Here is a 24,028-nt window from a genome sequence, read left to right on the forward strand (position 1 = left end):
GAAAACAGGAGCCCTTTGGCTCCTGTTCTTTTTGCGCTGCTGTTTGTGAAGGCTTATTCAACCATCAGGAAGAAGGTGCCGGCCCACAACACAACAATCACAGAAATACCCATCAGAAAATATTTCACTTCACATCGCTCCGCGCTGACGCGCATCTCAACAGGTACATAATAAGCTGAAGCCGCAAACTGTTTTTAGGGTGCCGCTTCATCTGGTATTCGGAGGTAAAACCTTACCCGGACGGCGCTAATGTACTCCCAAATTAAAAATGAAAACAAGTGTCTCAAAATTGTGACAGTTGTCTGTTTTTTGAACTTTAATTAGGTGTGGGTGATCCCTTATTTACTTCATTAAAAACATTAAGATATATCGCATTTTTAGTGATATTTTTTTTCTAAAAATAAGTATTTTTGCTTACGCTAAATTTTATTAATTTTTTTCGCTAAACAGGGGGGAAAGATGATCGTTTCAAAAGAAAATGCGGAACACTATTTGTGGGGAACAGACTGTGATGGATGGCATCTGTTAAAAGATCCTGCTTTGAGCGTGATTCATGAACGTATGCCGCCGGGGCGGACGGAACAAAGGCACTACCATTCCGTGGCGCAGCAATTCTTTTTTGTGTTAACCGGGGCATTGACGATGGAGCTGGAAGGCGAGCGCTACGTTGTGCCCGCGGGGAAGGGGATCCCGATTCCGCCGCAGGCAAAACATCAGGCTCGCAATGATTCCGATAACGAGGTTGAATTTCTTGTTATCTCGCAGCCAACGACCCGAGGCGACAGGGTGAATTTGCCAGTAACGGATTAATCGCGCTTTTCAGAGTTTGGATGCAATTCAGGCGGCGGTTAAGCAGGTATCTTTACACTCTCAGCAAATCGCCAGGGCGAACTTATTCCCCTTAATGAAAACGACCATGACAACGACCGAAACTGCTTCATCTGGCTCGCCGCAAACAACCTCCGTCCGCCTGCTGTTCGCGGCGCTTATGCTAGTCATGCTGCTGGCCGCGCTGGACCAAACCATCGTTTCTACGGCTTTGCCGACTATCGTGGGTGAACTGGGCGGCCTGGACAGGCTTTCCTGGGTTGTCACTGCGTATCTACTGGCTTCCACGATAGTCGTGCCGCTCTACGGCAAGTTTGGCGACCTGCTCGGGCGCAAAGTTGTATTGCAAACGGCGATTGTGGTCTTTCTTCTTGGCTCCGCGCTGTGCGGCCTCGCGCAAAATATGACGCAGCTTATTTTAATGCGCGCGCTGCAGGGGCTGGGCGGCGGCGGGCTGCTGGTGGTCACCATGGCGGCGGTGGGCGACGTGATCCCGCCCGCCGAACGCGGTAAATATCAGGGGCTTTTTGGCGGTGTTTTCGGCCTGGCGACGGTCATTGGCCCGCTGATTGGCGGTTTTCTGGTTGAACATTTTTCCTGGCGTTGGATTTTCTATATCAACCTGCCGCTGGGGATTTTTGCCCTGCTGGTTATCGGCGCGGTGCTGAAATCCCAGACGGCGCGAATTAGGCATCAAATTGATTTTCTTGGCGCGGGCTACCTGACAATTTCTCTGACCTGCCTGATTTTATTCACCAGCGAAGGCGGCACGGTCATGGCGTGGACTGATCCGCAGCTGTGGTGCATCTTTGCGTTCTTTGTCGTGGCGCTCATTGGCTTTATTTATGAAGAGCGACTGGCGATTGAGCCGATGATCCCGCTGCACCTGTTCCGCAACCGTACTTTTTTATTGAGCTGCCTGATTGGGTTTATTATCGGCATGTCGCTGTTTGGCTCGATGACCTTTTTGCCCCTTTATCTGCAGGTGGTAAAGTTCTCAACGCCGTCCCAGGCGGGGATGCAAATGCTGCCGCTGATGGGGGGACTTATCCTGACCTCAATCATCAGCGGGCGCATCATCAGTAAAATAGGCCGCTACCGCATTTTTCCCATTATCGGAACGCTGTTAAGTTTTATCGCGATGGCGCTGCTCGGTACGCTAAAGCTGGAGACGCCGCTGACCACGCTTTATCTGTACGTTGGTCTTTTAGGGCTGGGACTCGGCATGGTGATGCAGGTATTGGTGCTGGCCGTGCAGAACAGCGTGGAAATAAAACTTATCGGGGTAGCGACCTCAAGCGCGACGCTGTTTCGCTCCATCGGTGGTTCAATTGGCGTGGCTGCGTTTGGCGCGGTTTTTACCTCCGTGCTGCGCAGTAATCTTGAGACGCTGATCCCGGAGGGGACTCAATTGCCGCGCCAGCCTGGCGCGCAGGCGGTACACGAACTGCCCGTGGCGATCCGTAACGATTATCTGCAGGCTTTTGGCTCAGCGATTCATTCCGTGTTTATAATTTCGGCGAGCGTTGTGGTGCTGGGCTTTGTCCTCGCGCTGCTGATGAAAAATGAGCCGCTGCGTAAAGGCTGACTATGAAAAAAAACATCGATTTAAACAGTGATTTAGGTGAAAGCTTCGGGCAGTGGACAATGGGGGATGATGCCGCGATCCTGCAAATTGTCAGCAGTGCCAACGTGGCCTGTGGTTTTCACGCCGGATCGCCTGCGGGCATGCTCGAAACACTTCGCGCCGCAAAAGCTCAGGGCGTTGCCGTGGGCGCGCACGTGGCGTATCCGGATCTCGTCGGGTTTGGCCGGCGCAATATGGATATTGCCAGCGACGAACTGACGGCGGACGTCATTTACCAGATTGGCGCGCTACAGGGGCTGGCACAGGCAGTGGGAACGCGCGTCCGGTATGTGAAACCGCATGGGGCGCTGTATAACACCATCGCGCATGACAAGCGCCAGGCCGAAGCGGTGCTGGATGCCATTCTGGCGTTTGACGCCTCCTTGCCGCTGGTGGTGCTGGCGGGCTCGCCCCTGCTGGCATGGGCGCAGCAAAAAGGGGTGGCGACCGTCAGCGAAGCCTTTGCCGACCGGGCCTATCACGCTGATGGTTCTCTGGTGTCAAGACGTGAACCTGGTGCCGTGTTACACGATGCCGGGCAGGTTGCCGCACGTATGCTGCAGCTGATTACTGAGGGTGGCGTGGAGTCAATCGAAGGCGCATTTACCCCCATCCAGGCCGACTCCATTTGTGTGCACGGCGATAGCGCGGGGGCGCTTGCTATGGCGCAGGCAATCCGCAATCTGTTTATTTCTCAGGAAATAGAGGTACAGGCTTTTGCCAGATAAACGCGTTTTGCGCTGCAGGCGGAGTGCGGGGTGACCGGCTCTCCGCGAACAGTGTGGCTGGCGTTTTTTCCTCCTCTGAAATTGCTTTCATTCGCTCTTCTTTTGCTTTTTGTTGTTAACAATACAATAACATTATATCTAACAAAATTGTGACAAAGCACAATATACATATAACTTAATATGTTTTATAAAATGTAGCCATTGCCTGCAACTATGCCCCCTAAAGAGAAAGACATATGGAACAGACATCTGCTACAAAAAGTATCGATTCCCAGCCGGAGAAGGGCCAGCAGTTCAACCGCTCCATCGGCCTGGTGTCTAACTTTGCGCTCGGTTTTACCTACCTCTCGCCGTTGACCGCCGTGTATTCCCTGTTTGCGCTGGCGATAACCCTCGCCGGGCCGCCAGCCATCTGGTGGATCCTGATTGCCGCCTGCGGGCAGCTGCTGGTTGCCCTGGTGTTTGGCGAGGTGGCTTCGCAGTATCCCATCACCGGCGGGCTATATCCGTGGGCCAGAAGGCTGTGGGGGAAGAAATACGCCTGGATTGCCGCGTGGATTTACCTCTGGGCGCTGGTGGTGACCATTACGTCTATCGTGGAATACACCTCCACCTTCGTCGCCTCGCTTTTCCATTACGGCGATACGCCAATTGCGATGCTGCTCACTTCCGTGGTGCTGCTCACCATCATGATGGGCGTCAACATGTCCGGGACGAAAAACCTGGCGAGGGTCGCCCGCTTCGGCTTCTGGTGCGAAATTATCAGCGTGATTGCGCTCGGCATTTACCTGCTGATTTTCCACCGCAATCAGCCTTTCTCCGTGGTGTTTGACGCCATGGGCGCGCTGGCAAAAGACGGCAGCTACGGCACGGCCTTTATGTCGGCGTCGCTGATGGGGCTGTTTATGTTCTTCGGCTTCGAAGCCTGCGGCAACGTGGCGGAAGAGGTGAAAAACCCGGGGCGTAAGATCCCGGTGGCGATGATCCTCAGTATCGTTTTCGGCGCGATCTCTGCGGTGATCTCCATTCTGGGTTACCTGCTGTCATCCCCGGATCTGATGAACATTGTGAACGGCAAAATAGCCGATCCGATCCCGGCGATTCTGAACGATGCGCTGGGCGAGAAGGGCGCCACGCTGTTTATCGTGATTGCCATTGTGGCGATGCTCTCCTGCATCCTGTCGCTTCAGGCCGCGCTGAGCCGTCTGATCTTCTCGTTCTCACGCGACAAAATGCTGCCGGGCAGCGAGTGGATGGCGAAGATCTCGAAGCATAGCGTGCCGGACAACGCGATGTTGGTGAGCTGCCTGCTGCCGATGGTGATTTGCGTCTGGGTCTACTTCCAGCCGGATAACCTTGCTCGCATCACCGCGTTTGCCGTGATAGGGATATACGTCTCCTTCCAGATGGTGATTCTGGCCGCGCTGCGCCAGCGCTTTAAGGGCTGGAAGCCTGCGGGAGAATGGACGCTGGGGGCATGGGGCACGCTGGTGAATGTGCTGGCGCTGGCCTACGGTATCGGCGGGATCTGGCTGTTGGCCCAGCCTGCGGACAGCGCAACCTTTATTGACCGCTGGACGGTGCTGATTGGCCTGGCGTTGGTCATCGGCTCGGGGCTGGTTTACATGACGATTGCCAGACCGTTCGGCCATTCTGATGCGCCTGAAAATGACGCCATTGAATACGCCAAACGGCTAAATCTTTCCCGCGAGTATTAATCCAAAGGGCCTTATGGCCCTTTTTTGTATGCATTTATCCACACTATTAAAGGGTCTTATGACCCTTTTTTAATCAGCTCATATAACGTGCAGTATTCTGTGTTATAGACTTCAGCCGCCTCAGCGGTATTCAGTAATTCACCCACGCGGTATTTAGGATAAGTAGAGAAAATAATCCGCTTATCTAAATTAGTCAGCATAACTCTGTGGTTATTGAACAGCGGAAGTAATTCTTCCTCTACTTCGCTGACCAGCACATCAATTGCCGCCACGCCAATAAAACGCTGGTGCAAATAAACCGGCATCGCAGAGGTTAAGGTATAAGACGTATTACAGACGTAATCGACATAAGGGCCGTGAATATACGCCTGGCCGTTTTCCTGAGCATCTTTAAACCACTCAAAGGTCCTGAAATCCAGCCGCTGCTGGGTGGCCTGATCCAGGTCGAGATTCATCTTTTTCACGCCGTCGGCCTTTTTGTACCACCACTCCAGCAGCCAGTACTCTTTCTCTTCCGTGCTGCCTGCAATGTGGCTGGCAAAGCCAGAGCCTGAGCAATAAGGCGTTTCGTTCAGCGTCTCTTTGATATGTTCCTGGATGGCTCGCTTTACCGCGGGATCCAGCAGCAATTTATGATCGCCGCCGTGAAACGCTGCCAGCGTGGACTCAACCTGCCCGGCAAGCGCAATGGTTGCCTGGATGGTGGTGGTAAGGATGTCGTCAATCTTACGGGTAAAAGGGATGAGGCTTGCAGGTACATTCATGGCGATGCCCGTGTTGTTGTGTCAGTTTTATTTATATTTTAATTTGCTTTCAATGAGATAGAAGGTGAAGGTGTCGATGAGTTGCGTGGCTAATCGCACCGCCTCCTGCTCGTGATGGGTTTCTAGCGCGGCGATCAATTCGGTATAAACATCAATCATTTCCCGATGAATGGCTTCATCACGGTAAAGAATGGCCACCAGTGAAGCCCATTCGGCCTGCAGCAGCAGTTCCTGGTTGGCAAGCCTTGCGGACTGAGAACTGGCGGAAAGTGCCAGCAGGCAGCGCATATCTGCCTGAGTTTTTAGCTCCGGCGTGCTGGCCGATTTCAGTGCGGCAACAAACTCCCGCAGCCGGGTGATATCCGCGCTGGTCATGCGTCTGGAGGCCAGTTTGGCGCTGTGGCTAATTATGGCGCAATGCATTTCGCCGAGGTCAGAAATATAGTCTGAGCTGATGGTCTTAAAAGGGTGGAGTGGCGTCTGAAATTCGCCGCTATTTTCGCAAACAAAGCTGCCGCCATTTCGCCCACGAACGGTGTGGATTAAATTATTCGCCCGCAGAGTATTTAAGGCTTCGCGTATTGTTATGTGGGAAACGCCCATCATTTTGGCAAGGTCGGCTTCATTAGGAAGCTGCTCATTTGCCTCAAGCAAACCAGTAATAATTGCATTTGAAAGCCGCTGCACAATTTGATCGGATCGACTTGCCTGTCCTATAGGTGCGAATATTACTGCGTGAGTAATCATAGTGCTCTCTGATTAAAATTCCCTGAATCAACGGTTATTGATAGCACAGCCCGGGCCTTTAAGAAAGGCATCGACAGGCTACCAGAAACGGCGGTTTTCACCGCTTGCCCGGCATCGCAATGTAAAAATATTGTTAAATTGTGGGGTTGATCATGTTGCTATCAAGCGCAGATTGAAAAGTCGCCACTCAAAAGATATTACATAATATTGTTTATGTTTAATCTGAGGAAAAGGCGATGCAAACCCTGAAGCATTTTATCAACGGGCACTATGTGGCGGGCCAGCCAGCCACATTGTTTGACCTGGTCAGCCCGGTCAACGGCGAGGTTTATGCGCAATCCCCTGACGGCGGCGCGGAAGAAGTTAACCAGGCTTACGCGGCGGCAAAAGCGGCGTTCGCGGTATGGAAGCATTCCCTGCCGTCCGAGCGGCAGCGTGCCTTGCTGAAACTTGCCGATGAAATTGAACGTAATGCCGCGCGGATTGTGGAGGTGCAAAGTCAGGAAACGGGGCAGCTTAAACACTTTATCGAGCGCGATGAAATCGCGGCGTCCTGCGACGCTATCCGCTTCTTTGCCGGGGCGGCCCGTTGCCTTGAGGGGAAAGCTTCCGGGGAATATGCCGCCGGGTTTACCTCAACCATTCGCCGTGAACCGCTGGGGATTGTCGGGCAGGTGACGCCGTGGAACTACCCATTCATGATGGCCGTTTGGAAAATCGCTCCGGCGCTTGCGGCGGGCAACACCGTGGTGCTGAAACCGAGCGATACGACGCCTATCAGCACGCTGATTCTGGCCGAAATTGCGGCACCTTTGTTCCCACAGGGCGCATTCAACGTGGTGCTGGGCAAAGCGGGGACGGGCTCGCTGGTGGTATCCAACCCGGAAGCCTCGTTGGTGTCGATTACCGGTTCCGTTCGCGCCGGGCTGCAGGTTGCCGCCTCTGCTGCCGCCAACCTGACCAAAGCGCATCTCGAATTAGGCGGCAAGGCACCGGTGGTGGTGTTTGCCGATGCGGACATGAACAAAGCGGTCGAGGTGATTACCGCCGCCGGTTTCTCTAATGCCGGGCAGGATTGCACCGCTGCCACGCGTATCATCGTTGAAGCCTCCGCCTACGACGCTTTCCTTGAAAAGCTGATTCAGAAAACCAAATCAATCACCTTCGGCGAGCCGGACGATCGCGAGGCTTTGTATGGCGCCCTCAACAGCCGCAACCAGCTGGAGCAGGTGACGGGCTTTATTGAACGGCTGCCTGCCCATGCAAAAATTGAAACCGGCGGCAAAAAGGGCGCGGGCCCCGGCTACTACTTTGAGCCGACGATCATTTCCGGGCTGAAGCAGCGCGATGAAGCCATCCAGCATGAAGTTTTTGGCCCGGTGATGACTATCCAGTCTTTCAGCAGCGAAGAAGAGGCGCTCAGCAGAGCCAACGACGTGGAATACGGCCTGGCGGCAAGCGTCTGGACCAGCAGCCACAGCCGGGCGCAGCGCTTTAGCACCCGTCTCGATTTCGGCACCGTGTGGATCAACAACCATATCCCGCTGTGCGCGGAAATGCCCCATGGCGGATTTAAAAAGTCCGGCTACGGCAAAGACCTTTCGTCTTACTCCCTCGACGAATACACCCGCCTCAAACACATTATGTGCGATATCACTGAATAAGGATCCCTGCGATGAAAAGAGTTAATGCTGTTGCGCTGTCGCTGTTTTTCTTTTCAACCCTGGCGCTGGCCGAAAGCGCTCCGCTTTCCGTCGTGAAAAATTATATGGCCGCGTGGAATGCCCACCAGGCCGGGCAGGCGGCCCAGTATCTTGCCAGCGATATGGTTTATTACGACGCCGCCGTCGGCACACCGGTTGAAGGGAAAGAAAAAGCCGAGAAAGAGGTGATTGGCGCGTTTATTAAAGCGGTGCCGGACCTGCACTGGCAGATGACCAGCGAGCCGGTTTATAACCACGACACTATCGCTTTCCGCTGGACGTTCACCGGCACCAACAGCGGCGAGTGGGGCGGCAGCCCGGCAACCAACAACCCGATCAAGTTTGAAGGCGTGAGCTTTATCAAAGTCAGCCACGGCAAAATTACCTGGCAGGGCGATTACTACGACTCGAAGAAACTCGACGAAGAGCTCAAACCTCGGCAATAGCCCGCAGCACGCCGCTTACTGGTCGTTACCCGCGGCCGCACCGGCAACCCGTTACCAGAAAAGACACTATTGTTAACAGGCTTATCACGTAGCGAAGCGGCAGGGAGTTTGTTATCATTTGGTTAACAATATGTCTATACCCTAAATAATTCGAGTTGCAGGAAGGCACCAAGGCCGTGAATCCTCAGGCGCATAGATAACTATGTGACTGATGCAGGTCACGCACATGCAACTTGAATTATGACGGGTATAAAGGACTGATAAAAAAGGTTATCTATGTCTATTACCCGACGTGACTTTCTTAACGGGATGGCAATTGCAATTGTCTCTGGTTTAACGCCTCTGGAACTGGTGAGGGCAAACGGCAAAGCACCCGGCAGCGCCGTGATAAATGCAGATTACTACCCGCCGGGGCTAACTGGTCTGCGCGGCAACCACCCTGGCTCGTTCGAAATGGCGCACGCCCTTGGGCGCGAGCACGAAAAATTCGACTTCGGTAAGCTGCCGGTAGAAGAAGAGTACGACCTGGTGGTGGTTGGAGGCGGGATCAGCGGCCTGGCGGCAGCCTGCTTCTGGCGCGAAAAAATGGGGAAGAAGGCCAAAATCCTGATCCTCGACAACCATGACGACTTCGGCGGGCACGCCAAGCGCAACCAGTTCAACGTCGGCGGCAAAACGCTGCTGGGTTACGGCGGCAGCGAATCATTCCAGTCGCCGAACAGCAACTTCAGCCCGGTGGTTCACGGCCTGATGGATTCCCTGGGCGTCAGCATCACGCGAATGAAAAGCAGCTTTGACGCTACTTTCTACCCGGACCAGAACCTGAGCCGCGGCGTGTTCTTCGACAAAAAGAACTTCGGTGAAACCAAAATCGTCAGCGGCGACCCGGGTCGCGCGGTGTCGGACGATATTCCGCCAGACAGGCTCAATGGCCGCAGCATCGAAGCCTTTATCAATGACTTCCCGCTGAGCGAGGCAGACCGCAAGGCGCTGCTGGATCTGCACGTCAACCCTGCCGATTACCTGCCGGGCATGACGGTCGAGCAGAAAAGTGAATGGCTGGATGTCCACAGCTATCATGAGTTCCTCGAGCAGAAAGTCGGCTTAAGCAAAATGGCGCTGATGTACTTCCAGCAGCGTACAAACGACTTTTTTGCCATCGGGATTGAAGGCGTGAGCTGCAGCGACGCGCGCGCCTGTGCGCTGCCGGGCATGGAGGCAATGGGGTTGCCGCCGCTGGATGGCGAAGCGCTGGCCGACCTTGAAGAGCCGTACACCTACCACTTCCCGGACGGCAACGCCGGGCTGACGCGCCTGATGGTGCGAAAACTGATTCCTGACGCGCTGCCGGGCAGTACGATGGAAGATTCCGTCACCGCAAGGCTGCACTACGAGCTGCTGGACAGGCCGGAAAACGGTACCCGCATTCGGCTCAACAGCAGCGTGATTAACGCCGCCAATGCCGATAACGGCGTGGTGGTGAGCTATATCAACAATCAGAGCGGCAAGCTGCGCCGCGTGAAGAGCCGCAACGCCATTATGGCGGGCTACAACATGATGATCCCGTACATCGTGCCGGAGGCACCGGAGCAGCAGAAAGAAGATCTGCGCCTCAACGTCAAAGCGCCGCTGGTCTACACCAACGTGGTGGTCAACAACTGGCGTGCTTTCAAAAACACCGGCGTGCATGAATTCTATTCCCCGGCAGCGCCGTACAGCCGCGTGAAGCTTGATTACCCGGTCAGCATGGGCGACTACCATCACCCGCAAACGCCGGACGACCCGATGTGTATCCACATGGTGTATGTGCCGACTTATCCGGGCAGCAACATGTCTCCGCGCGAGCAGTTCCGCCGGGGCCGTGCATTCCTGCTGGGATCTACCTTTGAAGCCCACGAGCAGATGATCCGCTCTCAGCTGCAGGAGATGCTGGGCCACACCGGCTTTGACCACGAACGCGATATTGCGGCCATCACGGTCAACCGCTGGGCGCACGGCTATGCCTACTATGCTAACGCCCTGAGCGATGACATGGAGAAAATGCCGGAACTTATCAACCGTGCCCGCCAGCCGATAGGCCGCATCACGATTGCTAACTCTGACTCAGACTGGAGCGCTTACGCCCACGCGGCTATCGACCAGGCATGGCGTGCGGTCAACGAACTTGTGGCGATGGGGTAACCAGGAAATGAAAGGTATTTTAGCGGCTATCTCGATCCTCTTTTCTGCCAGCGGCTACGCTGCCGTATCGCAAGGTGAGTATGTGGCGCGCGCGTCAGACTGCGTCGCCTGCCACACCGTAGACGGCGGCCAGCCGATGGCCGGAGGCAAAAAGTTTTCTACGCCGGTGGGGGATATCTACTCCACCAACATCACGCCGGACAAAACCCACGGCATTGGCGATTACAGCTACGAAGATTTCGAGAAGGCGGTTCGCCAGGGGATAGCCAAAGATGGCCACGCCCTTTACCCGGCGATGCCTTATCCTTCCTACGCCAAAATGACCGATGAAGACGTGAAGGCGCTGTACGACTACTTTATGAAGGACGTTGCCCCGGCGGCGATCGCCAATAAAGAGAATGATATTCCGCTGCTGCTGTCGGCCCGCTGGCCGCTGCGCGTGTGGAACGGCCTGTTCGTGGATGACGTGAAATCCGGCGGCGTGGTGGTTGAGGCCCGCGGGGATAACGCGGAGAAAATTAAACGTGGGGCTTATCTGGTGCAGGGGCCGGGCCACTGCGGCGCCTGCCATACTCCACGCGGCATGGCGATGCAGGAGAAAGGCTACGATGATTCCAGCCCGGAATTCCTGAGCGGGGCGATGATCGACGGCTGGTATGCGCCTTCCCTGCGCGGCATGAATATGTCCACCCAGGAAGTGAAAGACTTGCTGAGCAAAGGCCGCAGCCAGCATCACGCTATTGCCGGGCCAATGGGGGAAGTGGTCACCCAAAGTACCCAGTACCTGACGGATGCCGATCTGGAAGCTATCGCGCTGTATATCGCCAACTTCAAGCCGCAAAAAACAGCCGCCACGCCGGTGAATGCTGCCGTGGTTTCTCAGCCGTCCGACGGTAAAACCCTCTACATGCGCTACTGCTCAACCTGCCACAGCCCGGACGGGAAGGGGACTGACTTTAACGTGCCGTCGTTGGTGGGCAACTCGGCGGTGATGGCGAAAGATCCGTCCTCGCTTATCCGCGTGATCGCCGACGGGGCGCACACGCCGCAAACCCAGGGCACTATTCCGTTCATGATGCCCGGCTATAAAGGCGTGCTGTCGGACAAAGAGATGACCGATGTGGTGAACTACGTGCGTGGTTCCTGGGGTAACGGTGCGCCTGCGGCAACCGAAGCTGAGGTGAAGAAGATAACCGGCGAGGGCAAATAGTTCAGCCAGATAAGTTTAAACAGGGGCCTTGATGGCCCCTCTTTTTCGGGGTTAGATTCGCCTGGGCTCGTGAAATTCGCTATCATCCGGCTCCACTCTCCAGCCGGGCAGCCCAATGTCTACGATTATTGATACGTTTATTGCCCCGCCTTGTTTTGATGAGATAGAAATTCTTTATCAGGACGAGCATCTGGCGTTGATCAATAAACCTTCCGGCTTGCTCAGCCTTTCAGGGAAAAACCCGCAGAATCTTGACTCGGTGCATCATCGGCTGGTGAAGATATTCCCCGGCTGCACGCTGGTGCATCGCCTGGATTTCGGCACCTCCGGGCTGATGGTGATTGCGCTGAATAAGGCGATCAATGCGTTGCTCTGCCAGCAGTTCAGCCAGCGTTCTGTTGCCAAGGTGTATACCGCGCTGCTGTGCGGGCATCTTGAAAAAGAGGAAGGAATGATCGACGCGGCGATTGCCAAAGATCCGGCGCTGTTTCCACTGATGTCGATTTGCGCCGTCAGCGGCAAACCTGCTCGCTCGCGTTACACGGTGATTGAGCGGATTTATCGGGAACTTGAAAATGGTGCTCGGCTGCCGTTAACGAGGGTACAGCTTGCGCCTGAAACCGGGCGGACCCACCAGCTGCGCATCCATGCGCAATATCTTGGCCACCCGATTCTGGGCTGCGATCTGTATGGCGGGCTGGCGTTGCCGTGCACCGAACGAGCGCCTCGGCTGATGCTGCATGCAAGCGAACTGCATTTTGTTCACCCCGTCAGCGGCGAACCGGTGGCGGCCAGGTGCGACAGCCCGTTCTGACGGGGAAACGTGTTGTGGCAGACATTACTCGTTGCCCCACTGATTCAGAAACTCAGCGATTTCGTCAATGCGCTGTTCGGCAAGGCCAGCCTCAACGGCCATCTCACCCTGCGCTTCCTCGCTGATTTCCTCGTTATTCATTAAGCGGGTAATCAGCAGCTGGAAATAGTGCGCCACGGCATCACGCTCATCCTCGGCAACGGGCTTTGCCGCTTCCGTCGAGTACTCGTCCGCGATGTCGTAATATTTCAGGTCGATTTCGTTGTTCATGGTTATCTCTGGGTTGGTTAGCCTGGCCCGGATGATAACACTGTTCAGCGGGCAAAAGGGATCAGTGAGTTTCTTCCACACGCAGCGCTTCCTGCACCGCTGGCCGCGCGTTTATCGCCGTCATATAACGGGTAATAGCGGGCCACTGGTTAAGGTCGATTGATAACATTTTGCCCCAGCTCAGGACGGTATAAAGATAGGCATCAGCCACGCTAAAAGTAGAGCCGGTCAGGTACACAGTTTTCGAGAGCGCATCCTGAACAAAATCGAGCCGCTTGAAGAATTTTTCACGGAAGATGGTTTTAACCTCTTCCGGCAGCGAGGCGTTGAACAGCGGGGCAGACGCGGTATGAAGTTCGCTGGTGATGAAGTTCAGCCATTCCTGCAATCTCACCCGCGCCCAGCTTCCTGCCAGAGGCGCTAGCCCTTTTTCCGGCTGGAGATCGGCCAGGTATTGCACGATAGCCGTGCCTTCCGTCAGGATCTCCCCGTTGTCCAGCTCCAGCGCGGCAACATAGCCTTTGGGCGTGACGGTGAAAAAGTCTCGCCCGTCGGCGGTGAGTTTAGTTTTGTTATCCACTTTGATGAGTTCGAATTCCAGCTCTAATTCACGCAGGATAATGTGAGGCGAGAGCGAACAAGCTTTTGGGGCGTAATACAGTTTCATGGCATCTCCAAAAATGGGGAAACAGGTGTACAGTGCGCGACCCGGCACCTGGATGCACTATGATTTAGCCCGGAATCTCTGTAAAATTAATCATTCATTAAATAACTATTAGTTGATCTACTGATAACGATGATGAACCTTTTGCACTGGCGATTGCTGGTCGCGGTGGCCGATGCCCGCAACATTTCCCGTGCGGCGGAGGAGGTGGGCATGACTCAGTCAGGCGCCAGCCAGGCCATCGCGCAGCTGGAAGCTTCCCTGGGGTTCCCGGTTTTTACCCGCGAGCGCAGGAACATTGGCGTTACCGCGCTGGGGGAGCAGGTTATCGCTCATGCCAGGAGTATGCAGCTGCATCTCGAGGCGATCCGCTCGCTGACCGAGTCGTGTCGGGACTTAAGCGGGAGCCGTATTCGCCTCGGCAGCTTCCCGTCGGTGACATCGACGCTGCTGCCCGGCCTGCTGCGTGACTTCAGGCGTTTGCATCCCGGCATTGAGGTCGTGGTACTCGAAGGCATTGATGAAGAAGTCGAGCAGTGGATTGCCGCAGATACCGTCGAACTGGGTGTGGTGATGAACCCCGTTCCCGGCCGGGCTGACGTTATTCTCGGGCAGGATGCCTGGATGGCGGTGTTGCCTGCCAGCCACGCCATGGCGCGTGGGGCCAGATCCCGGGGAATAACCCTTGAAGCGTTGGCGGGGCAGCCCTTCGTGCTGGCGACTGGAGGCTGTGTGGTAAACGGCGGCAGTTTAATGGCAGAGGCCGGTTTGCGCTTGTCTGACGTACGCGTCACGGTCCGGGACTGGGTCAGCGCCTGTATGCTGGTGCGTGAAGACATGGGTGTGGCGATAGTGCCTGCGTCCACGCTGCCTGAAGATATGCGCGGCCTGTGCGTGGTGCCGCTGACGCCGGGGCTTTATCGCGAGTTTGGCCTGGTGTGTTCTTCGGCAGGAAAAACATCCCCGGCGGTTCAGGCCCTGGTAACCCGACTGCGTAAAGCGGGATGAGCTAAACGCCGAACAGCTTTCACTGCCCGGTGTTTATCTCCTTCGCCAGCGTTTGCAGCCTCGATTTCAGCCAGTTGGTCGCGCTCCGCTTCCCGCTTCGTTTGTGTGAATAAATTTTTATTTCAAACGGACGTATTTCGAACGGTAATGAAAAAATCTTTATATTCGTGGCTGGCATCAGTTTTTCAGCGGCAAAGCGCGGCAGCGCCATTAGCAGATTGCTTTCTGCCACAATAAACGGCGCGCTAAGCATAGATGGCGTCTTGATGGCTATTTGCCGCGTGTAACCCATTTGCTCAAGCTGCCTGTCCAACACACCTTGCTTCTCATTCCACGGCGTGACAACGATGTGCCTTGCGGCGAGATAATCCTCAAATGTCAGCCGTGTCCGGCTTGGGTGACTGATGACGACATACTCATCTGTAAACCAGCCAATTTCTTCCAGCTCCGGATGCCGGATATCTTCTGAGGTACTGAACCCCAGCGCCAAATCCACTTCGCCCGCCAGAAGCTCCGTCAGTGCCGGTGTATGAGGCAAGTAAAGTAACTCGAAGCTCAGGCCGGGCGCTTCATGCTGCAGTTTGTGCATCAGGGCAGGGAAAATACAAAAAGCGGTAAAATCCGTAATCGCTATCTGCAGGCGCTCTGTCGTCCGGGATGCGTCAAACTCCGGCTGCTGAGTCAGCTCTTGATCCAGGTATTTCAACGTCGAAGCAATAGAAGGGGCGAGCTGCGTGGCATACACGCTGGGACACATCCGGTGCCCTTCCCGGTAAAACAGCGGGTCATTGAGCGAGGCTCTCAGTCTCGACAGCGCGTGGCTAAGCGCCGAGGTGCTCATCGCCAGTTCATCGGCCGCCAGGCGGACGGAACGATGGCGATAAATCGCGTCAAAAACAGGCAAAAGGTTTAAATCGAGACGCCTTAAGGTTGGATGCATAATATTCATCATCTGGTGATTTCATTGCACTTAATTCGCCTGACAATAACCTTTATGCTTGGGGCCAGCAACGTTAACGCCATCCAGAAATAACAGGAAAACCAATGAGTATGACGATTCGTCAGGCCCGCCCGGAAGACGCTCAGGCTATTTACGACATGATCTATGAGCTGGCCGTGTATGAAAAAGCCCCCCAGGAAGTGATCACCACGCCAGAGGAGATCCGGGCGACGCTGTTTGACGCAGGCAGTAAAACTGAAGCGTTGATCTGCGAGACAGAAGGCAAAATTATCGGTTACGCCGTTTTCTTCACCAGCTACTCGACCTGGCTTGGGAGGAACGGTATCTACATGGAGGATTTATACATCTCTCCTGAGTATCGCGGCAGGGGAGCGGGAAGGTCGTTACTGAAATATATCGCGCAGTGCGCGGTGCAGCGGCAGTGTGGCCGCCTGGAATGGTCTGTCCTGGACTGGAACCAGCCCGCGATTGATTTTTATCTGAGCATCGGGGCGTTGCCGCAATCGGAATGGGTTCGCTACCGCCTGGATGGTGAGGCATTATTGAAATTTGCCGAATAAAAACAGCATGATATTAAAACTCCTGCTGCGGCGGGATTTACGCAGCTGACAGCGCTTATTTGCAGAAATGTGATGGGCTGTTTTTTATAGTAATTAATTGATATTAATGACATTAATAGGCCTGGTGCAGGGCTGGGCGTTTAGACATAAATATGCACACTTTATTTAAGTCGTGGCATCTGGTGTTCAAAATCTGCCCACGTTAGAGTGATGGTCTGGTTTTTAGCGTGGGTGACAAAATGAAAGTATTAAGTATCGTGGGGGCGACATTGTTAGCGACCTCATTCCATGCCTCGGCATTCGTTTCTAATTCCTCGGTTCACCCTGAACAGACGGCTAGTGTGAACAATAGCGCCGCCAATGGGCATGCGATTCCCTCCGAAGCCAACTACGACATCACCAAAATCATCCCGATTGCGGGCTGCAACTGCGCTTTTTGCACCGCTTTACGTAGCGCGAATCTTTAATCTGCTGTTGTTTTCAGGCCCGGTTTATCTCGAGGATAACGGGCCGCAATTCTGGTAGCTTGCCCGTACCCCCTAAATTTCGCATCATGGCCTGAATTACTTACCCCCAGGAGAAGGCCGGCTTGGTCAGAAGCAAAAAAAGAATAGTTGTAGTGGGAGCCGGGATCGTCGGGACTTCAATCGCATGGCATTTGGCCCGTCTTGAATTTGACGTCACTCTGATTGAACAAAATGAGCCTGCCTCCGGGGCGACAGGCAGCGCGTTTGGCTGGCTGACCGGTGCGGTCAGTGATGATGCGGCGGATGTGTTTCTCCGGCGAGCCGCATTTGCCGACTGGCGCAGACTGCAGGCCCAAATTCCTGACCTGCAGATTAGCTGGAGTGGTTCGTTGAAATACGACTCAGCCCCTCAGGCCTGCTTACCGGGCGAACGCCTGGTCGACAGGTCTGAAATAGCCAGCCTTGAACCTGCGATGGTATGTCCTCCCCCGGAAGCCCGCTATGCAGCAAAAGACGGAACCGTGGATGCCGCCGAGGCGACGCGTGCCATACTGGAACATGCCTGTAGGATGGGCGTCGTCCTGCACAAGCAAACGACCGTGACGGCTATCTGCACCACCGAAGGTAAAGTCACAGGCGTTCAGACCAGTCAGGGACAATGGGAGGCAGATTGTGTGGTGCTGGCCTGTGGAGCGGGTATTCCCACGCTGGCTCAGCGGGTGGGAATTCCCGTCCCCGTTCTGACATCCCCCGCTATATTGCTGCGGTTTGCCGTCCCTCAACGGGTAGTCAACACGCTAATCGCCGGGGACGAGATAGAAGTCAGGCATGCCCACAACGGAGATCTCCTGGCCGCCGAGGATTATCCGGAAAGCGGCCTGGTGACAGAAACCGTGAGCGCCGCTCAGGCCTCAGTCAGAAAGCATCTCCGGGGGGCAGAATCGGCCTCTTTGATGCATTACTCGGTGGGAGAGCGCCCTGTGCCTCAGGATGGGAATCCAGTGCTTGGTTTTACTGACGAGAGCCGGGGAGTGTATGTCGCTGTTATGCATCCGGCGGTGACTTGCGCGGCGACAATAGGACGACTGGTTGCTGAAGAAATACGCGACGGCAGGCGCGAAGAGATTCCTGCAAGCTATCGTCCTGCTCGCTTCAACCATAAGGTTTTGTAGTCAATTTTAAAACGACCGGGTGCGGATCTGCCTCTTTGATTCCGTCCGGCAGTGCTTTCCCCCGCTTTATGCAGAAAGAGGTATTCAGTCAGCAGACCGCCGTAACAGTAAAATCACTGGATATAAAAAATATGTAAGGGCGGGGGGAGCGGGATGATTTCCGGCTAACTTCCTCATTTCTGATATTATATTGCCGTAAATCTATGCACGATTCTAAGTCCACTTTCAAATAATGATGAATAACCTGTATCAGGGGGTTTTGTGCGTATTCGACCATCCTCTCGCTGGATAGTTATTTCCCCAGAAAATCATGTCTTGCTGTTTAATTTCTGCCATACAGAGGATGCTTTGCGTGGAAAATCATACTGGGCAACGCCGGGCGGAGGACTTGAACACGGTGAATCATATGAACAGGCCGCTTTGCGAGAACTCTTTGAGGAAACGGGGTTAACAAGAATCACGGCAGGGCAGCAGGTAGCAGCCAGAAACTTCGAAATGATGCTGCCCAGCGGTGAAACGGTTCTTGCGGCAGAGCGTTTCTTTACCCTTCATGTGGATAAATCAGATATTGACCGTGCGAGGTGGACTGACAACGAAAAGAAAGTCATTCGGGAGCACCGCTGGTGGACAACGGAAGAACTCAGGCAGACCAGTGAAATCATCTTCCCGCTTGATTTGATCCTCAATATGATTGAAAAAAGTTAACCAGGCGGCCCAGAAAACCAGGCCGACTTAACGCAATGAATCGTTACCACATCAAATCATCAGGCACCACGAAGTCCGCATACGGATCGTCTTCGTCTTTGTCTTCTGGCGCCAGGTCGCTGCTCAGCACAATAAAACTGGCATCGCGCTGTTTAATTTTATCGGCAACGCCTGCGGGAATAATGGCGTATTCACCTTCGGGATTTTTATCTGAAATCAGGCGGGCGATGGCCAGGCGGCCTTTAATCAACTGAGTCTGGGTTACCTTATCGACGTAGACTTTTTTAATTAAGTTATTGTCCGTGAAGTTATAGCCGATATCACCCTTCGAAATAACAATGCGGTTCATTTCGATCAGCTGCTTGATCTGCGCTTTATATTCTTTGGCTAAAGTGGCCTGCTTTTGCTGTTCGCTGAGTTCTTTATCGCGCTCAACCTGAGCCTGTTTGTTGGCTTCCACGGCTTCACGAGCTTCACGAGCCTGCACGCGTGATTTCTTCGCGGTGCGCTGCACTTTAGCCACTTTTTTGCTGCTGACCAGGCCTGCTTTGAGCATCTGCTCTTGTAACGTAAGTTTTGTCATGTTCTTTTCGACGGCTGAGAGATCGTTGAAGGGATTATATCCTTAACCGCTTGAACAGTGCCAGGTAACCTGTTGCAAGGTTAGGTGTGGTTAAAAAGCACCAAAAATCGCTTAGGTTGCAATAGAGAGGCGGGTGATTCACCCGCCGAAAGACATTAGTGCTTTTCTTCTGCTACCAGCGATTTGTTAAGGTAGAACTCGAATAGATACTGGGTCAGTACCTGAGTCACCTGAGCCGTGTTCTCAACAAACAGCCCGACATTGAAGGCATCTTCCTGAGTGAGTGGATGCTCTTCAGTTTCGCTCAAGTCAAACACTCTGTTACCCACAAACTCTAAACCAAACAGCAAACCATCAATGTGTTTGCGCAGCCACCAGATTGCCTGCATAGAAGCGTGGTTGTCTAATGTGGAAGGCGAAACAAGCAGATCGCTAAGGGAGTTAACAGCAGTAACGGTTGTTTGGGAGGTGTGATTTTCCATGATATTTCCGTTCTTCAATGAGGATTTTTACTCACCACCAAAAGACGCCAACCCAATGGTGGTGAACTGATCGCAGATTGGCGTACCGGTGAAGAACGAACCCGGCGTCCCGAAGGACTCCACGATCAGCTCACCATTGTGGAAATATGCTGATCCCCCACAGCTATCTGTGGGCGGGGTATTATCGTTCTAAATAAGCCAGACGCCAATCTGGAACATCCAATTTTGTGGATGTGAAGCAATTATCCCCCACCCAAACCACTGGATCAATAACCATGTTTTGTGGGTTTACCTAATTGCGAGATGCTTCGAGGAAAATTGAAAAGAGTGAAGTTCGTTGCATTTTTTAGTTGGTTTTATCTGGTTATAACTGCTGATACGTGTGCTCCTATGTAGCTAACCTTGGCCATCGAGTGTTGTAGATGGAATAAGTAGGTCTCTAAGAGAGTCTACTGCGTTGGTGAAGGGGGGCATTTCCATGAAACATAACTTTAATAGGTGCCTTTAGGTTCTATATTCTTTGTACTTTTATGCCAATTCAGCACGCCTAATTTTATGAATATGAAAAAATTATAGGGTTCATTCATCTCTGGATGACGATTGTTTTATATGGTTATTTGAATTTTTTAGAACCACCTGAGAACAATGAGCAATGTGATATGCGTCACTGTGGTTATAATTTTATGTAAGGCTGTTATTTATTTTTATAATTGATGTAATGTTATGATTTTTCTATTTTTATATTCTGTCCGTGAATGAGGTCGTTAATTGATGGTTTTTTTACAATTTAAGATATGGGAAACTACTATTTCTAGTAGTGAGTGCGGGTTGGTTTTTAATGATATAAAAGATAAATGATGTTTCTGTTTTTTTAATTGACACACTGTTTATAGCTATAAAAAAGAGAGGAACTGATGGGACTTTTAACAAAAGCGGATCTGAAATACAACTACAGTTGGACTGTATTGGGTGATGACGATCCCAAAAAAACAGGTAAACCTGATAGTGTCTTGCTTAATAGACATGAAGGTTATGAAATGCTTTATTTCATAAATAAATTTTCAGAAAAACATTCCTTTAAAGATAAAGAATCTGGATTGAAGGTTGAAAAGTTAATTAGAAATAAATTGCCTGGTGAAATAAGAAGTCATAAAAATGTTACTTCTTGGCTTGAAGAGAAATGGAGTAATTACTAATCAATTATTCACATGAGAGTCTTTGTATGTAAAGGTTCTCTTTTTATATTGATTCTAATTTTTTCTTTTTTTGAATGGTATTTAAAAATATATTTTTTTGAGGGCGTTTAAATGTAATTGGAGATAGGTATGAATACAGCGACGATAGGGCTGTTAAATGTTTTAGAAAAAATAACTAACCTTGGCGCAAGAAATTCAATCATCAGTAAACAAGGAAATAGAACATTCATTGAATTCATTTCCCCGAACGGGAATGTATATAAAGTGACAACTAGAGCGAAAACATCAGGGACATGGCAGACATCAATTAACTATGGTTCCATATGCACCATTGACAAAAGTGACAACGAGTTCTGGGTATTTATAGATCTTGAGCGAGAGCCAAATTCTTTCTATGTGACGCCGTTATTCTGGATTAGAAATGATATTTATAAGGCCCATGCTTTATTTATGGAAAAGCATGGGGGACGTCGTCCACTAAACGACGAGTCAACTCACCATGCCATTTCAAAAAAACGTATTGCTGATTGGATGGACAGGTGGGAACTGCTGGGCCTTTAGTATTCTAACTATTGCTCCAAGATTATCTTTTAGGGAAGACTGTGGAGGTATGCGTCGAGGAGTATCAAAATGGCGTTCCCTGCAGGAATCGAACCTGCAACTAGCCCTTAGGAGGGGCTCGTTATATCCATTTAACTAAGGGAACGCGGCGGGCGTAGTATACCCGCTTTTCGAGGCAGGTTAAGAGGTTGGCGGTCCGTTTGCCTGGAAGATGAACAATTTACCCGTCACATTTTCCGCTCTTCGCTGAGTTTCGGCTCATTTCCTCCTGCTTCCGCTTCGCCTCGGCCTTCTTCTTATTGCTCATATCATTGCGGATCTGTGCGTGGCTGATCAGCGCGAAAATGAACGTTCCGCCACAAATGTTTCCGGCTAAGGTGGGCAGGGCAAACGGCCAGAAGAACTCGCTCCAGTGCAGCGTGCCGTTGAACACCAGATAAAGAATTTCGACCGAGCCGACCACGATATGGGTTAAATCACCCAGCGCAACCAGCCACGTCATCAGCACGATAACAAAGATTTTTGCCGAACCCGCGGCAGGGAACATCCACACCATGGTGGCGATGATCCAGCCGGAGATAATGGCATTGGCGAACATCTCACCGGGCGGGTTTGCCATCACCTTCATGCCGATATCGTCGAAGGCTTTGCGAGTGGCTTCGTCGAATATCGGCATAAATTCAAAGGCCAGCGCCGCCATCGCGGTGCCGACGATATTCCCGAACAGCACAATGCCCCACAGCCGCATCAGCAGCCCCAAATTGCTGGTGGTCGGGTGCTGCATCACCGGCAGCACGGCGGTGACGGTGTTTTCAGTAAACAGCTGCTGGCGCGCCATAATGACGATGATAAAACCAAAGGTGTAGCCAAGATTTTCCAGCAGAAAATTGCCGGGCACGCCGACCAGGTTAACGTGAAAAATCCCTTTCGCCAGCAGCGAGGCGCCCATCGACAAACCCGCCGCCACGGCAGACCAGAACAGCGCCATGCCGTCGCGCTCCAGCTCTTTTTGCCCGTCCTGGCGAATGTGCTCGTGAATCGCCATCGCGCCGGAGGGCAGGCGATCCTCGTCCACTTCTATTCTCTTGCCGCTCAATTTCTCATCGCTGTCCACTGCCAGCTCATCGTTCTTAGCTATTTCACCGGGCTCGATCTTGTCCATCAGGGCGGTTCCAGGTCGGAAAATGTTCACTTAAGCGTAGCGGTTTTTATCCCACGTTTTTGACGAATGGGAATAATCGCCCAAGATTTGATCTGAATAAGCCAATTAACCCTAATGGAGTAGCCGAAGGCGTCGGGGGTAACCTGAAGAAAACAGGGCGATATGATATGCTTAGCGTCACCCGAGACAAGGAGCGCCTCCTGATGCTAGAAGCCCGACAACTGACCTGCCAGCGTGACGATCGCACGCTGTTCAACGCGCTGTCGTTTAGCGTTGAGCCGGGAGAAATGGTGCAGGTGGCGGGCAAAAACGGCGCGGGGAAAACCACGCTTTTACGTATTCTGGCCGGACTGGCGCAGGCCGATGAGGGCGAAGTCTTCTGGCAAAATCAGCCACTTCGCCGCCAACGCGATAATTTCCACGGTGACCTGTTGTGGATTGGCCATCAGCCGGGGATCAAATCCGTTCTCACCCCTTTTGAAAATCTCACCTTTTTTCATGCCGATTTAGCTGAAGAACAGCTGTGGGCTGCGCTCGAGCAAACCGGGCTGCTCGGCTTCGAAGATTTATCCGTCAACCAGCTTTCCGCCGGGCAGCAGCGCCGCGCCGCGCTCGCTCGTCTGTGGCTTTCCACGGCAAAGCTTTGGCTTCTGGATGAACCGTTTACCGCCCTGGACGCCGCCGGCATTGAGCGCTTGACCCGGCGCCTGCAGCAGCACGCCGAAGCTGGCGGGATAGTAATTCTCACCAGCCATCAGCCACTAAGTTGCGCTATACGGCAGATTCATTTGCAGGAAGCTGTTTATGATTAGGCGCATTTTCTGGCGCGAACTGCAGGTCGTGTTTCGTCGCGGGGCTGAAATCGCCAACCCGCTGTGGTTCTTCCTGATTGTGATAACCCTGTTTCCGCTCGGCATTGGCCCGGAGCCGCAGCTCCTGGCGCGCATTGCGCCGGGGGTTATCTGGGTGGCGGCTCTGCTGGCCTCTTTAATGGCGATGGACAGGCTGTTCCGGGATGACTTTCAGGACGGCTCGCTGGAACAGTTGATGCTGCTGCCGGTGCCTTTGCCGCTGGTGGTGCTGGCGAAAGTGACCGCTCACTGGGTGGTGACCGGGCTGCCGTTGTTATTGCTTTCACCGCTGGCGGCCCTGCTGCTCGGGCTGGATTTTTATGGCTGGCAGGTGATGGCCACCACGTTGCTGCTGGGGACGCCGACGCTGAGCTTTCTCGGCGCGCCCGGCGTGGGGTTAACGGTTGGTCTGAAGCGGGGCGGGGTGCTGCTCAGCCTGCTGGTGTTGCCGCTGACTATCCCGCTCTTAATTTTTGCCACCGCCGCGATGGATGCCGCCTCGATGCATCTGCCGGTGGAGGGCTATATGGCAATTCTTGGCGCGCTGCTGGCCGGCAGCGCCACGCTAAGCCCGTTCGCTACGGCGGCGGCGCTGCGGGTAAGCGTTGCATAACTTTATT

27 protein-coding genes and 1 tRNA gene are annotated in these 24,028 nt (G+C 53.2%); 18 read left to right on the top strand and 10 right to left on the bottom strand.

Annotated elements, in window-relative coordinates; all coding sequences use genetic code 11:
• Nucleotides 1-53 precede the first annotated feature (53 nt).
• The gene (gene ypdK, locus F3J26_RS22755) at nucleotides 54-155 is read right to left on the bottom strand and encodes a membrane protein YpdK (RefSeq protein WP_034809579.1); all 102 of its coding nucleotides are present in this window, start codon (nucleotides 153-155) and stop codon (nucleotides 54-56) included.
• Between the two features lie 304 nt (nucleotides 156-459).
• Between ypdK and F3J26_RS01440 the strand changes: the two genes are divergently transcribed.
• The 4 genes from F3J26_RS01440 (at nucleotide 460) to F3J26_RS01455 (ending at nucleotide 4,901) form a co-directional block, all read left to right on the top strand.
• Complete coding sequence (locus F3J26_RS01440; protein ID WP_008459634.1) at nucleotides 460-810, top strand: cupin domain-containing protein; 351 nt, start codon at nucleotides 460-462, stop codon at nucleotides 808-810.
• Nucleotides 811-916: 106 nt separating this feature from the next.
• A complete protein-coding gene (locus tag F3J26_RS01445; RefSeq protein WP_166990779.1) occupies nucleotides 917-2,416 on the top strand; it encodes an MDR family MFS transporter in 1,500 nt (499 codons plus the stop codon).
• A 2-nt stretch (nucleotides 2,417-2,418) separates the two neighbouring features.
• A complete protein-coding gene (locus F3J26_RS01450; protein WP_166990782.1) occupies nucleotides 2,419-3,183 on the top strand; it encodes a LamB/YcsF family protein in 765 nt (254 codons plus the stop codon).
• Between the two features lie 236 nt (nucleotides 3,184-3,419).
• Nucleotides 3,420-4,901, top strand: a complete 1,482-nt coding sequence (locus F3J26_RS01455; protein ID WP_166990785.1) for an APC family permease — start codon at nucleotides 3,420-3,422, stop codon at nucleotides 4,899-4,901.
• A 56-nt stretch (nucleotides 4,902-4,957) separates the two neighbouring features.
• Here the strand turns inward: F3J26_RS01455 and F3J26_RS01460 are convergent, their stop codons facing one another.
• Nucleotides 4,958-5,665: a cache domain-containing protein gene (locus F3J26_RS01460; RefSeq protein ID WP_166990788.1), complete on the bottom strand. Its 708-nt coding sequence runs from the start codon at nucleotides 5,663-5,665 to the stop codon at nucleotides 4,958-4,960.
• A gap of 27 nt (nucleotides 5,666-5,692) precedes the next feature.
• The gene (locus F3J26_RS01465; RefSeq protein ID WP_166990791.1) at nucleotides 5,693-6,412 is read right to left on the bottom strand and encodes a FadR/GntR family transcriptional regulator; all 720 of its coding nucleotides are present in this window, start codon (nucleotides 6,410-6,412) and stop codon (nucleotides 5,693-5,695) included.
• 236 nt (nucleotides 6,413-6,648) lie between these two features.
• On the opposite strand from F3J26_RS01465, the gene F3J26_RS01470 reads away from it, so the two are divergent.
• From F3J26_RS01470 to F3J26_RS01490, 5 genes are all read left to right on the top strand, one after another.
• On the top strand, nucleotides 6,649-8,076 hold the full coding sequence (locus F3J26_RS01470) for an aminobutyraldehyde dehydrogenase (protein ID WP_166990794.1): 1,428 nt from the start codon (nucleotides 6,649-6,651) through the stop codon (nucleotides 8,074-8,076).
• An 11-nt stretch (nucleotides 8,077-8,087) separates the two neighbouring features.
• Nucleotides 8,088-8,561, top strand: a complete 474-nt coding sequence (locus F3J26_RS01475) for an ester cyclase (RefSeq protein ID WP_008459641.1) — start codon at nucleotides 8,088-8,090, stop codon at nucleotides 8,559-8,561.
• A gap of 276 nt (nucleotides 8,562-8,837) precedes the next feature.
• A complete protein-coding gene (locus tag F3J26_RS01480) occupies nucleotides 8,838-10,742 on the top strand; it encodes an NAD(P)-binding protein (protein WP_166990797.1) in 1,905 nt (634 codons plus the stop codon).
• 7 nt (nucleotides 10,743-10,749) lie between these two features.
• Nucleotides 10,750-11,952, top strand: coding sequence for a c-type cytochrome (locus F3J26_RS01485; protein WP_166990800.1), 1,203 nt, complete (start codon nucleotides 10,750-10,752; stop codon nucleotides 11,950-11,952).
• Between the two features lie 115 nt (nucleotides 11,953-12,067).
• The gene (locus F3J26_RS01490; protein WP_166990803.1) at nucleotides 12,068-12,766 is read left to right on the top strand and encodes a pseudouridine synthase; all 699 of its coding nucleotides are present in this window, start codon (nucleotides 12,068-12,070) and stop codon (nucleotides 12,764-12,766) included.
• A 24-nt stretch (nucleotides 12,767-12,790) separates the two neighbouring features.
• Here the strand turns inward: F3J26_RS01490 and F3J26_RS01495 are convergent, their stop codons facing one another.
• A complete protein-coding gene (locus F3J26_RS01495) occupies nucleotides 12,791-13,036 on the bottom strand; it encodes a DUF2543 family protein (protein WP_008459646.1) in 246 nt (81 codons plus the stop codon).
• Nucleotides 13,037-13,097: 61 nt separating this feature from the next.
• Nucleotides 13,098-13,703 carry a glutathione transferase GstA gene (gene gstA / locus F3J26_RS01500; RefSeq protein WP_166990805.1) on the bottom strand — a complete coding sequence of 202 codons (606 nt, stop codon included), beginning with the start codon at nucleotides 13,701-13,703 and terminating at the stop codon, nucleotides 13,098-13,100.
• 129 nt (nucleotides 13,704-13,832) lie between these two features.
• Between gstA and F3J26_RS01505 the strand changes: the two genes are divergently transcribed.
• The gene (locus tag F3J26_RS01505) at nucleotides 13,833-14,708 is read left to right on the top strand and encodes a LysR family transcriptional regulator (protein WP_166990808.1); all 876 of its coding nucleotides are present in this window, start codon (nucleotides 13,833-13,835) and stop codon (nucleotides 14,706-14,708) included.
• 19 nt (nucleotides 14,709-14,727) lie between these two features.
• Here F3J26_RS01505 and F3J26_RS01510 read toward each other — a convergent pair whose 3' ends face one another.
• Nucleotides 14,728-15,660 carry a LysR family transcriptional regulator gene (locus tag F3J26_RS01510; protein WP_166990811.1) on the bottom strand — a complete coding sequence of 311 codons (933 nt, stop codon included), beginning with the start codon at nucleotides 15,658-15,660 and terminating at the stop codon, nucleotides 14,728-14,730.
• Between the two features lie 92 nt (nucleotides 15,661-15,752).
• Here F3J26_RS01510 and F3J26_RS01515 point away from each other — a divergent pair, with 92 nt between their 5' ends.
• The 4 genes from F3J26_RS01515 to F3J26_RS01530 all read left to right on the top strand — a co-directional run bounded on the left by F3J26_RS01515 (nucleotide 15,753) and on the right by F3J26_RS01530 (nucleotide 18,573).
• Nucleotides 15,753-16,229, top strand: coding sequence for a GNAT family N-acetyltransferase (locus F3J26_RS01515; RefSeq protein WP_166872092.1), 477 nt, complete (start codon nucleotides 15,753-15,755; stop codon nucleotides 16,227-16,229).
• A gap of 239 nt (nucleotides 16,230-16,468) precedes the next feature.
• Nucleotides 16,469-16,696, top strand: a complete 228-nt coding sequence (locus F3J26_RS01520) for a hypothetical protein (RefSeq protein WP_166990815.1) — start codon at nucleotides 16,469-16,471, stop codon at nucleotides 16,694-16,696.
• A gap of 122 nt (nucleotides 16,697-16,818) precedes the next feature.
• Nucleotides 16,819-17,868: an NAD(P)/FAD-dependent oxidoreductase gene (locus F3J26_RS01525; RefSeq protein ID WP_166990818.1), complete on the top strand. Its 1,050-nt coding sequence runs from the start codon at nucleotides 16,819-16,821 to the stop codon at nucleotides 17,866-17,868.
• Nucleotides 17,869-18,129: 261 nt separating this feature from the next.
• Complete coding sequence (locus tag F3J26_RS01530; RefSeq protein WP_166990821.1) at nucleotides 18,130-18,573, top strand: NUDIX domain-containing protein; 444 nt, start codon at nucleotides 18,130-18,132, stop codon at nucleotides 18,571-18,573.
• Between the two features lie 43 nt (nucleotides 18,574-18,616).
• On the opposite strand, the gene F3J26_RS01535 is transcribed toward F3J26_RS01530, so the two are convergent.
• Nucleotides 18,617-19,156 carry a DUF2058 domain-containing protein gene (locus tag F3J26_RS01535; RefSeq protein WP_166862509.1) on the bottom strand — a complete coding sequence of 180 codons (540 nt, stop codon included), beginning with the start codon at nucleotides 19,154-19,156 and terminating at the stop codon, nucleotides 18,617-18,619.
• Between the two features lie 155 nt (nucleotides 19,157-19,311).
• Nucleotides 19,312-19,638 (bottom strand): hypothetical protein, encoded by a 327-nt coding sequence (locus F3J26_RS01540; protein WP_166990825.1) that lies wholly within the window; start codon nucleotides 19,636-19,638, stop codon nucleotides 19,312-19,314.
• Nucleotides 19,639-20,552: 914 nt separating this feature from the next.
• Between F3J26_RS01540 and F3J26_RS01545 the strand changes: the two genes are divergently transcribed.
• Together F3J26_RS01545 and F3J26_RS01550 are read left to right on the top strand one after the other, a co-directional pair.
• Nucleotides 20,553-20,834: a hypothetical protein gene (locus F3J26_RS01545; RefSeq protein ID WP_166990828.1), complete on the top strand. Its 282-nt coding sequence runs from the start codon at nucleotides 20,553-20,555 to the stop codon at nucleotides 20,832-20,834.
• Between the two features lie 129 nt (nucleotides 20,835-20,963).
• Complete coding sequence (locus tag F3J26_RS01550) at nucleotides 20,964-21,395, top strand: hypothetical protein (protein WP_166990831.1); 432 nt, start codon at nucleotides 20,964-20,966, stop codon at nucleotides 21,393-21,395.
• Nucleotides 21,396-21,465: 70 nt separating this feature from the next.
• Here F3J26_RS01550 and F3J26_RS01555 read toward each other — a convergent pair.
• Nucleotides 21,466-21,540 (bottom strand) — tRNA-Arg (locus tag F3J26_RS01555).
• A gap of 75 nt (nucleotides 21,541-21,615) precedes the next feature.
• Nucleotides 21,616-22,557: a formate/nitrite transporter family protein gene (locus F3J26_RS01560; RefSeq protein WP_166990834.1), complete on the bottom strand. Its 942-nt coding sequence runs from the start codon at nucleotides 22,555-22,557 to the stop codon at nucleotides 21,616-21,618.
• 203 nt (nucleotides 22,558-22,760) lie between these two features.
• On the opposite strand from F3J26_RS01560, the gene ccmA reads away from it, so the two are divergent.
• Complete coding sequence (gene ccmA, locus F3J26_RS01565; RefSeq protein ID WP_166990837.1) at nucleotides 22,761-23,369, top strand: cytochrome c biogenesis heme-transporting ATPase CcmA; 609 nt, start codon at nucleotides 22,761-22,763, stop codon at nucleotides 23,367-23,369.
• On the top strand, nucleotides 23,362-24,021 hold the full coding sequence (gene ccmB, locus F3J26_RS01570; RefSeq protein WP_166990840.1) for a heme exporter protein CcmB: 660 nt from the start codon (nucleotides 23,362-23,364) through the stop codon (nucleotides 24,019-24,021). Before ccmA ends, ccmB begins: the two co-directional genes overlap by 8 nt.
• The last annotated feature ends 7 nt before the right edge of the window (nucleotides 24,022-24,028 follow it).

The organism is Enterobacter sp. Ap-867 (genome assembly GCF_011752855.1).
Lineage (GTDB): Bacteria > Pseudomonadota > Gammaproteobacteria > Enterobacterales > Enterobacteriaceae > Cedecea.

Excerpts from the sequence above, each read along its gene's own strand:
- F3J26_RS01520 (WP_166990815.1), top strand. The coding sequence starts at position 16,469 with ATGAAAGTATTAAGTATCGTGGGGGCGACATTGTTAGCGACCTCATTC.
- F3J26_RS01455 (WP_166990785.1), top strand. The coding sequence starts at position 3,420 with ATGGAACAGACATCTGCTACAAAAAGTATCGATTCCCAGCCGGAGAAG.
- F3J26_RS01440 (WP_008459634.1), top strand. The coding sequence starts at position 460 with ATGATCGTTTCAAAAGAAAATGCGGAACACTATTTGTGGGGAACAGAC.
- F3J26_RS01475 (WP_008459641.1), top strand. The coding sequence starts at position 8,088 with ATGAAAAGAGTTAATGCTGTTGCGCTGTCGCTGTTTTTCTTTTCAACC.
- F3J26_RS01510 (WP_166990811.1), bottom strand. The coding sequence starts at position 15,660 with ATGATGAATATTATGCATCCAACCTTAAGGCGTCTCGATTTAAACCTT.
- F3J26_RS01485 (WP_166990800.1), top strand. The coding sequence starts at position 10,750 with ATGAAAGGTATTTTAGCGGCTATCTCGATCCTCTTTTCTGCCAGCGGC.
- F3J26_RS01505 (WP_166990808.1), top strand. The coding sequence starts at position 13,833 with ATGATGAACCTTTTGCACTGGCGATTGCTGGTCGCGGTGGCCGATGCC.
- F3J26_RS01515 (WP_166872092.1), top strand. The coding sequence starts at position 15,753 with ATGAGTATGACGATTCGTCAGGCCCGCCCGGAAGACGCTCAGGCTATT.
- F3J26_RS01445 (WP_166990779.1), top strand. The coding sequence starts at position 917 with ATGACAACGACCGAAACTGCTTCATCTGGCTCGCCGCAAACAACCTCC.
- ypdK (WP_034809579.1), bottom strand. The coding sequence starts at position 155 with ATGCGCGTCAGCGCGGAGCGATGTGAAGTGAAATATTTTCTGATGGGT.
- F3J26_RS01460 (WP_166990788.1), bottom strand. The coding sequence starts at position 5,665 with ATGAATGTACCTGCAAGCCTCATCCCTTTTACCCGTAAGATTGACGAC.
- F3J26_RS01470 (WP_166990794.1), top strand. The coding sequence starts at position 6,649 with ATGCAAACCCTGAAGCATTTTATCAACGGGCACTATGTGGCGGGCCAG.
- F3J26_RS01450 (WP_166990782.1), top strand. The coding sequence starts at position 2,419 with ATGAAAAAAAACATCGATTTAAACAGTGATTTAGGTGAAAGCTTCGGG.
- F3J26_RS01550 (WP_166990831.1), top strand. The coding sequence starts at position 20,964 with ATGAATACAGCGACGATAGGGCTGTTAAATGTTTTAGAAAAAATAACT.
- F3J26_RS01545 (WP_166990828.1), top strand. The coding sequence starts at position 20,553 with ATGGGACTTTTAACAAAAGCGGATCTGAAATACAACTACAGTTGGACT.
- F3J26_RS01465 (WP_166990791.1), bottom strand. The coding sequence starts at position 6,412 with ATGATTACTCACGCAGTAATATTCGCACCTATAGGACAGGCAAGTCGA.
- F3J26_RS01490 (WP_166990803.1), top strand. The coding sequence starts at position 12,068 with ATGTCTACGATTATTGATACGTTTATTGCCCCGCCTTGTTTTGATGAG.
- F3J26_RS01560 (WP_166990834.1), bottom strand. The coding sequence starts at position 22,557 with ATGGACAAGATCGAGCCCGGTGAAATAGCTAAGAACGATGAGCTGGCA.
- ccmA (WP_166990837.1), top strand. The coding sequence starts at position 22,761 with ATGCTAGAAGCCCGACAACTGACCTGCCAGCGTGACGATCGCACGCTG.
- F3J26_RS01495 (WP_008459646.1), bottom strand. The coding sequence starts at position 13,036 with ATGAACAACGAAATCGACCTGAAATATTACGACATCGCGGACGAGTAC.
- gstA (WP_166990805.1), bottom strand. The coding sequence starts at position 13,703 with ATGAAACTGTATTACGCCCCAAAAGCTTGTTCGCTCTCGCCTCACATT.
- F3J26_RS01480 (WP_166990797.1), top strand. The coding sequence starts at position 8,838 with ATGTCTATTACCCGACGTGACTTTCTTAACGGGATGGCAATTGCAATT.
- ccmB (WP_166990840.1), top strand. The coding sequence starts at position 23,362 with ATGATTAGGCGCATTTTCTGGCGCGAACTGCAGGTCGTGTTTCGTCGC.
- F3J26_RS01535 (WP_166862509.1), bottom strand. The coding sequence starts at position 19,156 with ATGACAAAACTTACGTTACAAGAGCAGATGCTCAAAGCAGGCCTGGTC.
- F3J26_RS01540 (WP_166990825.1), bottom strand. The coding sequence starts at position 19,638 with ATGGAAAATCACACCTCCCAAACAACCGTTACTGCTGTTAACTCCCTT.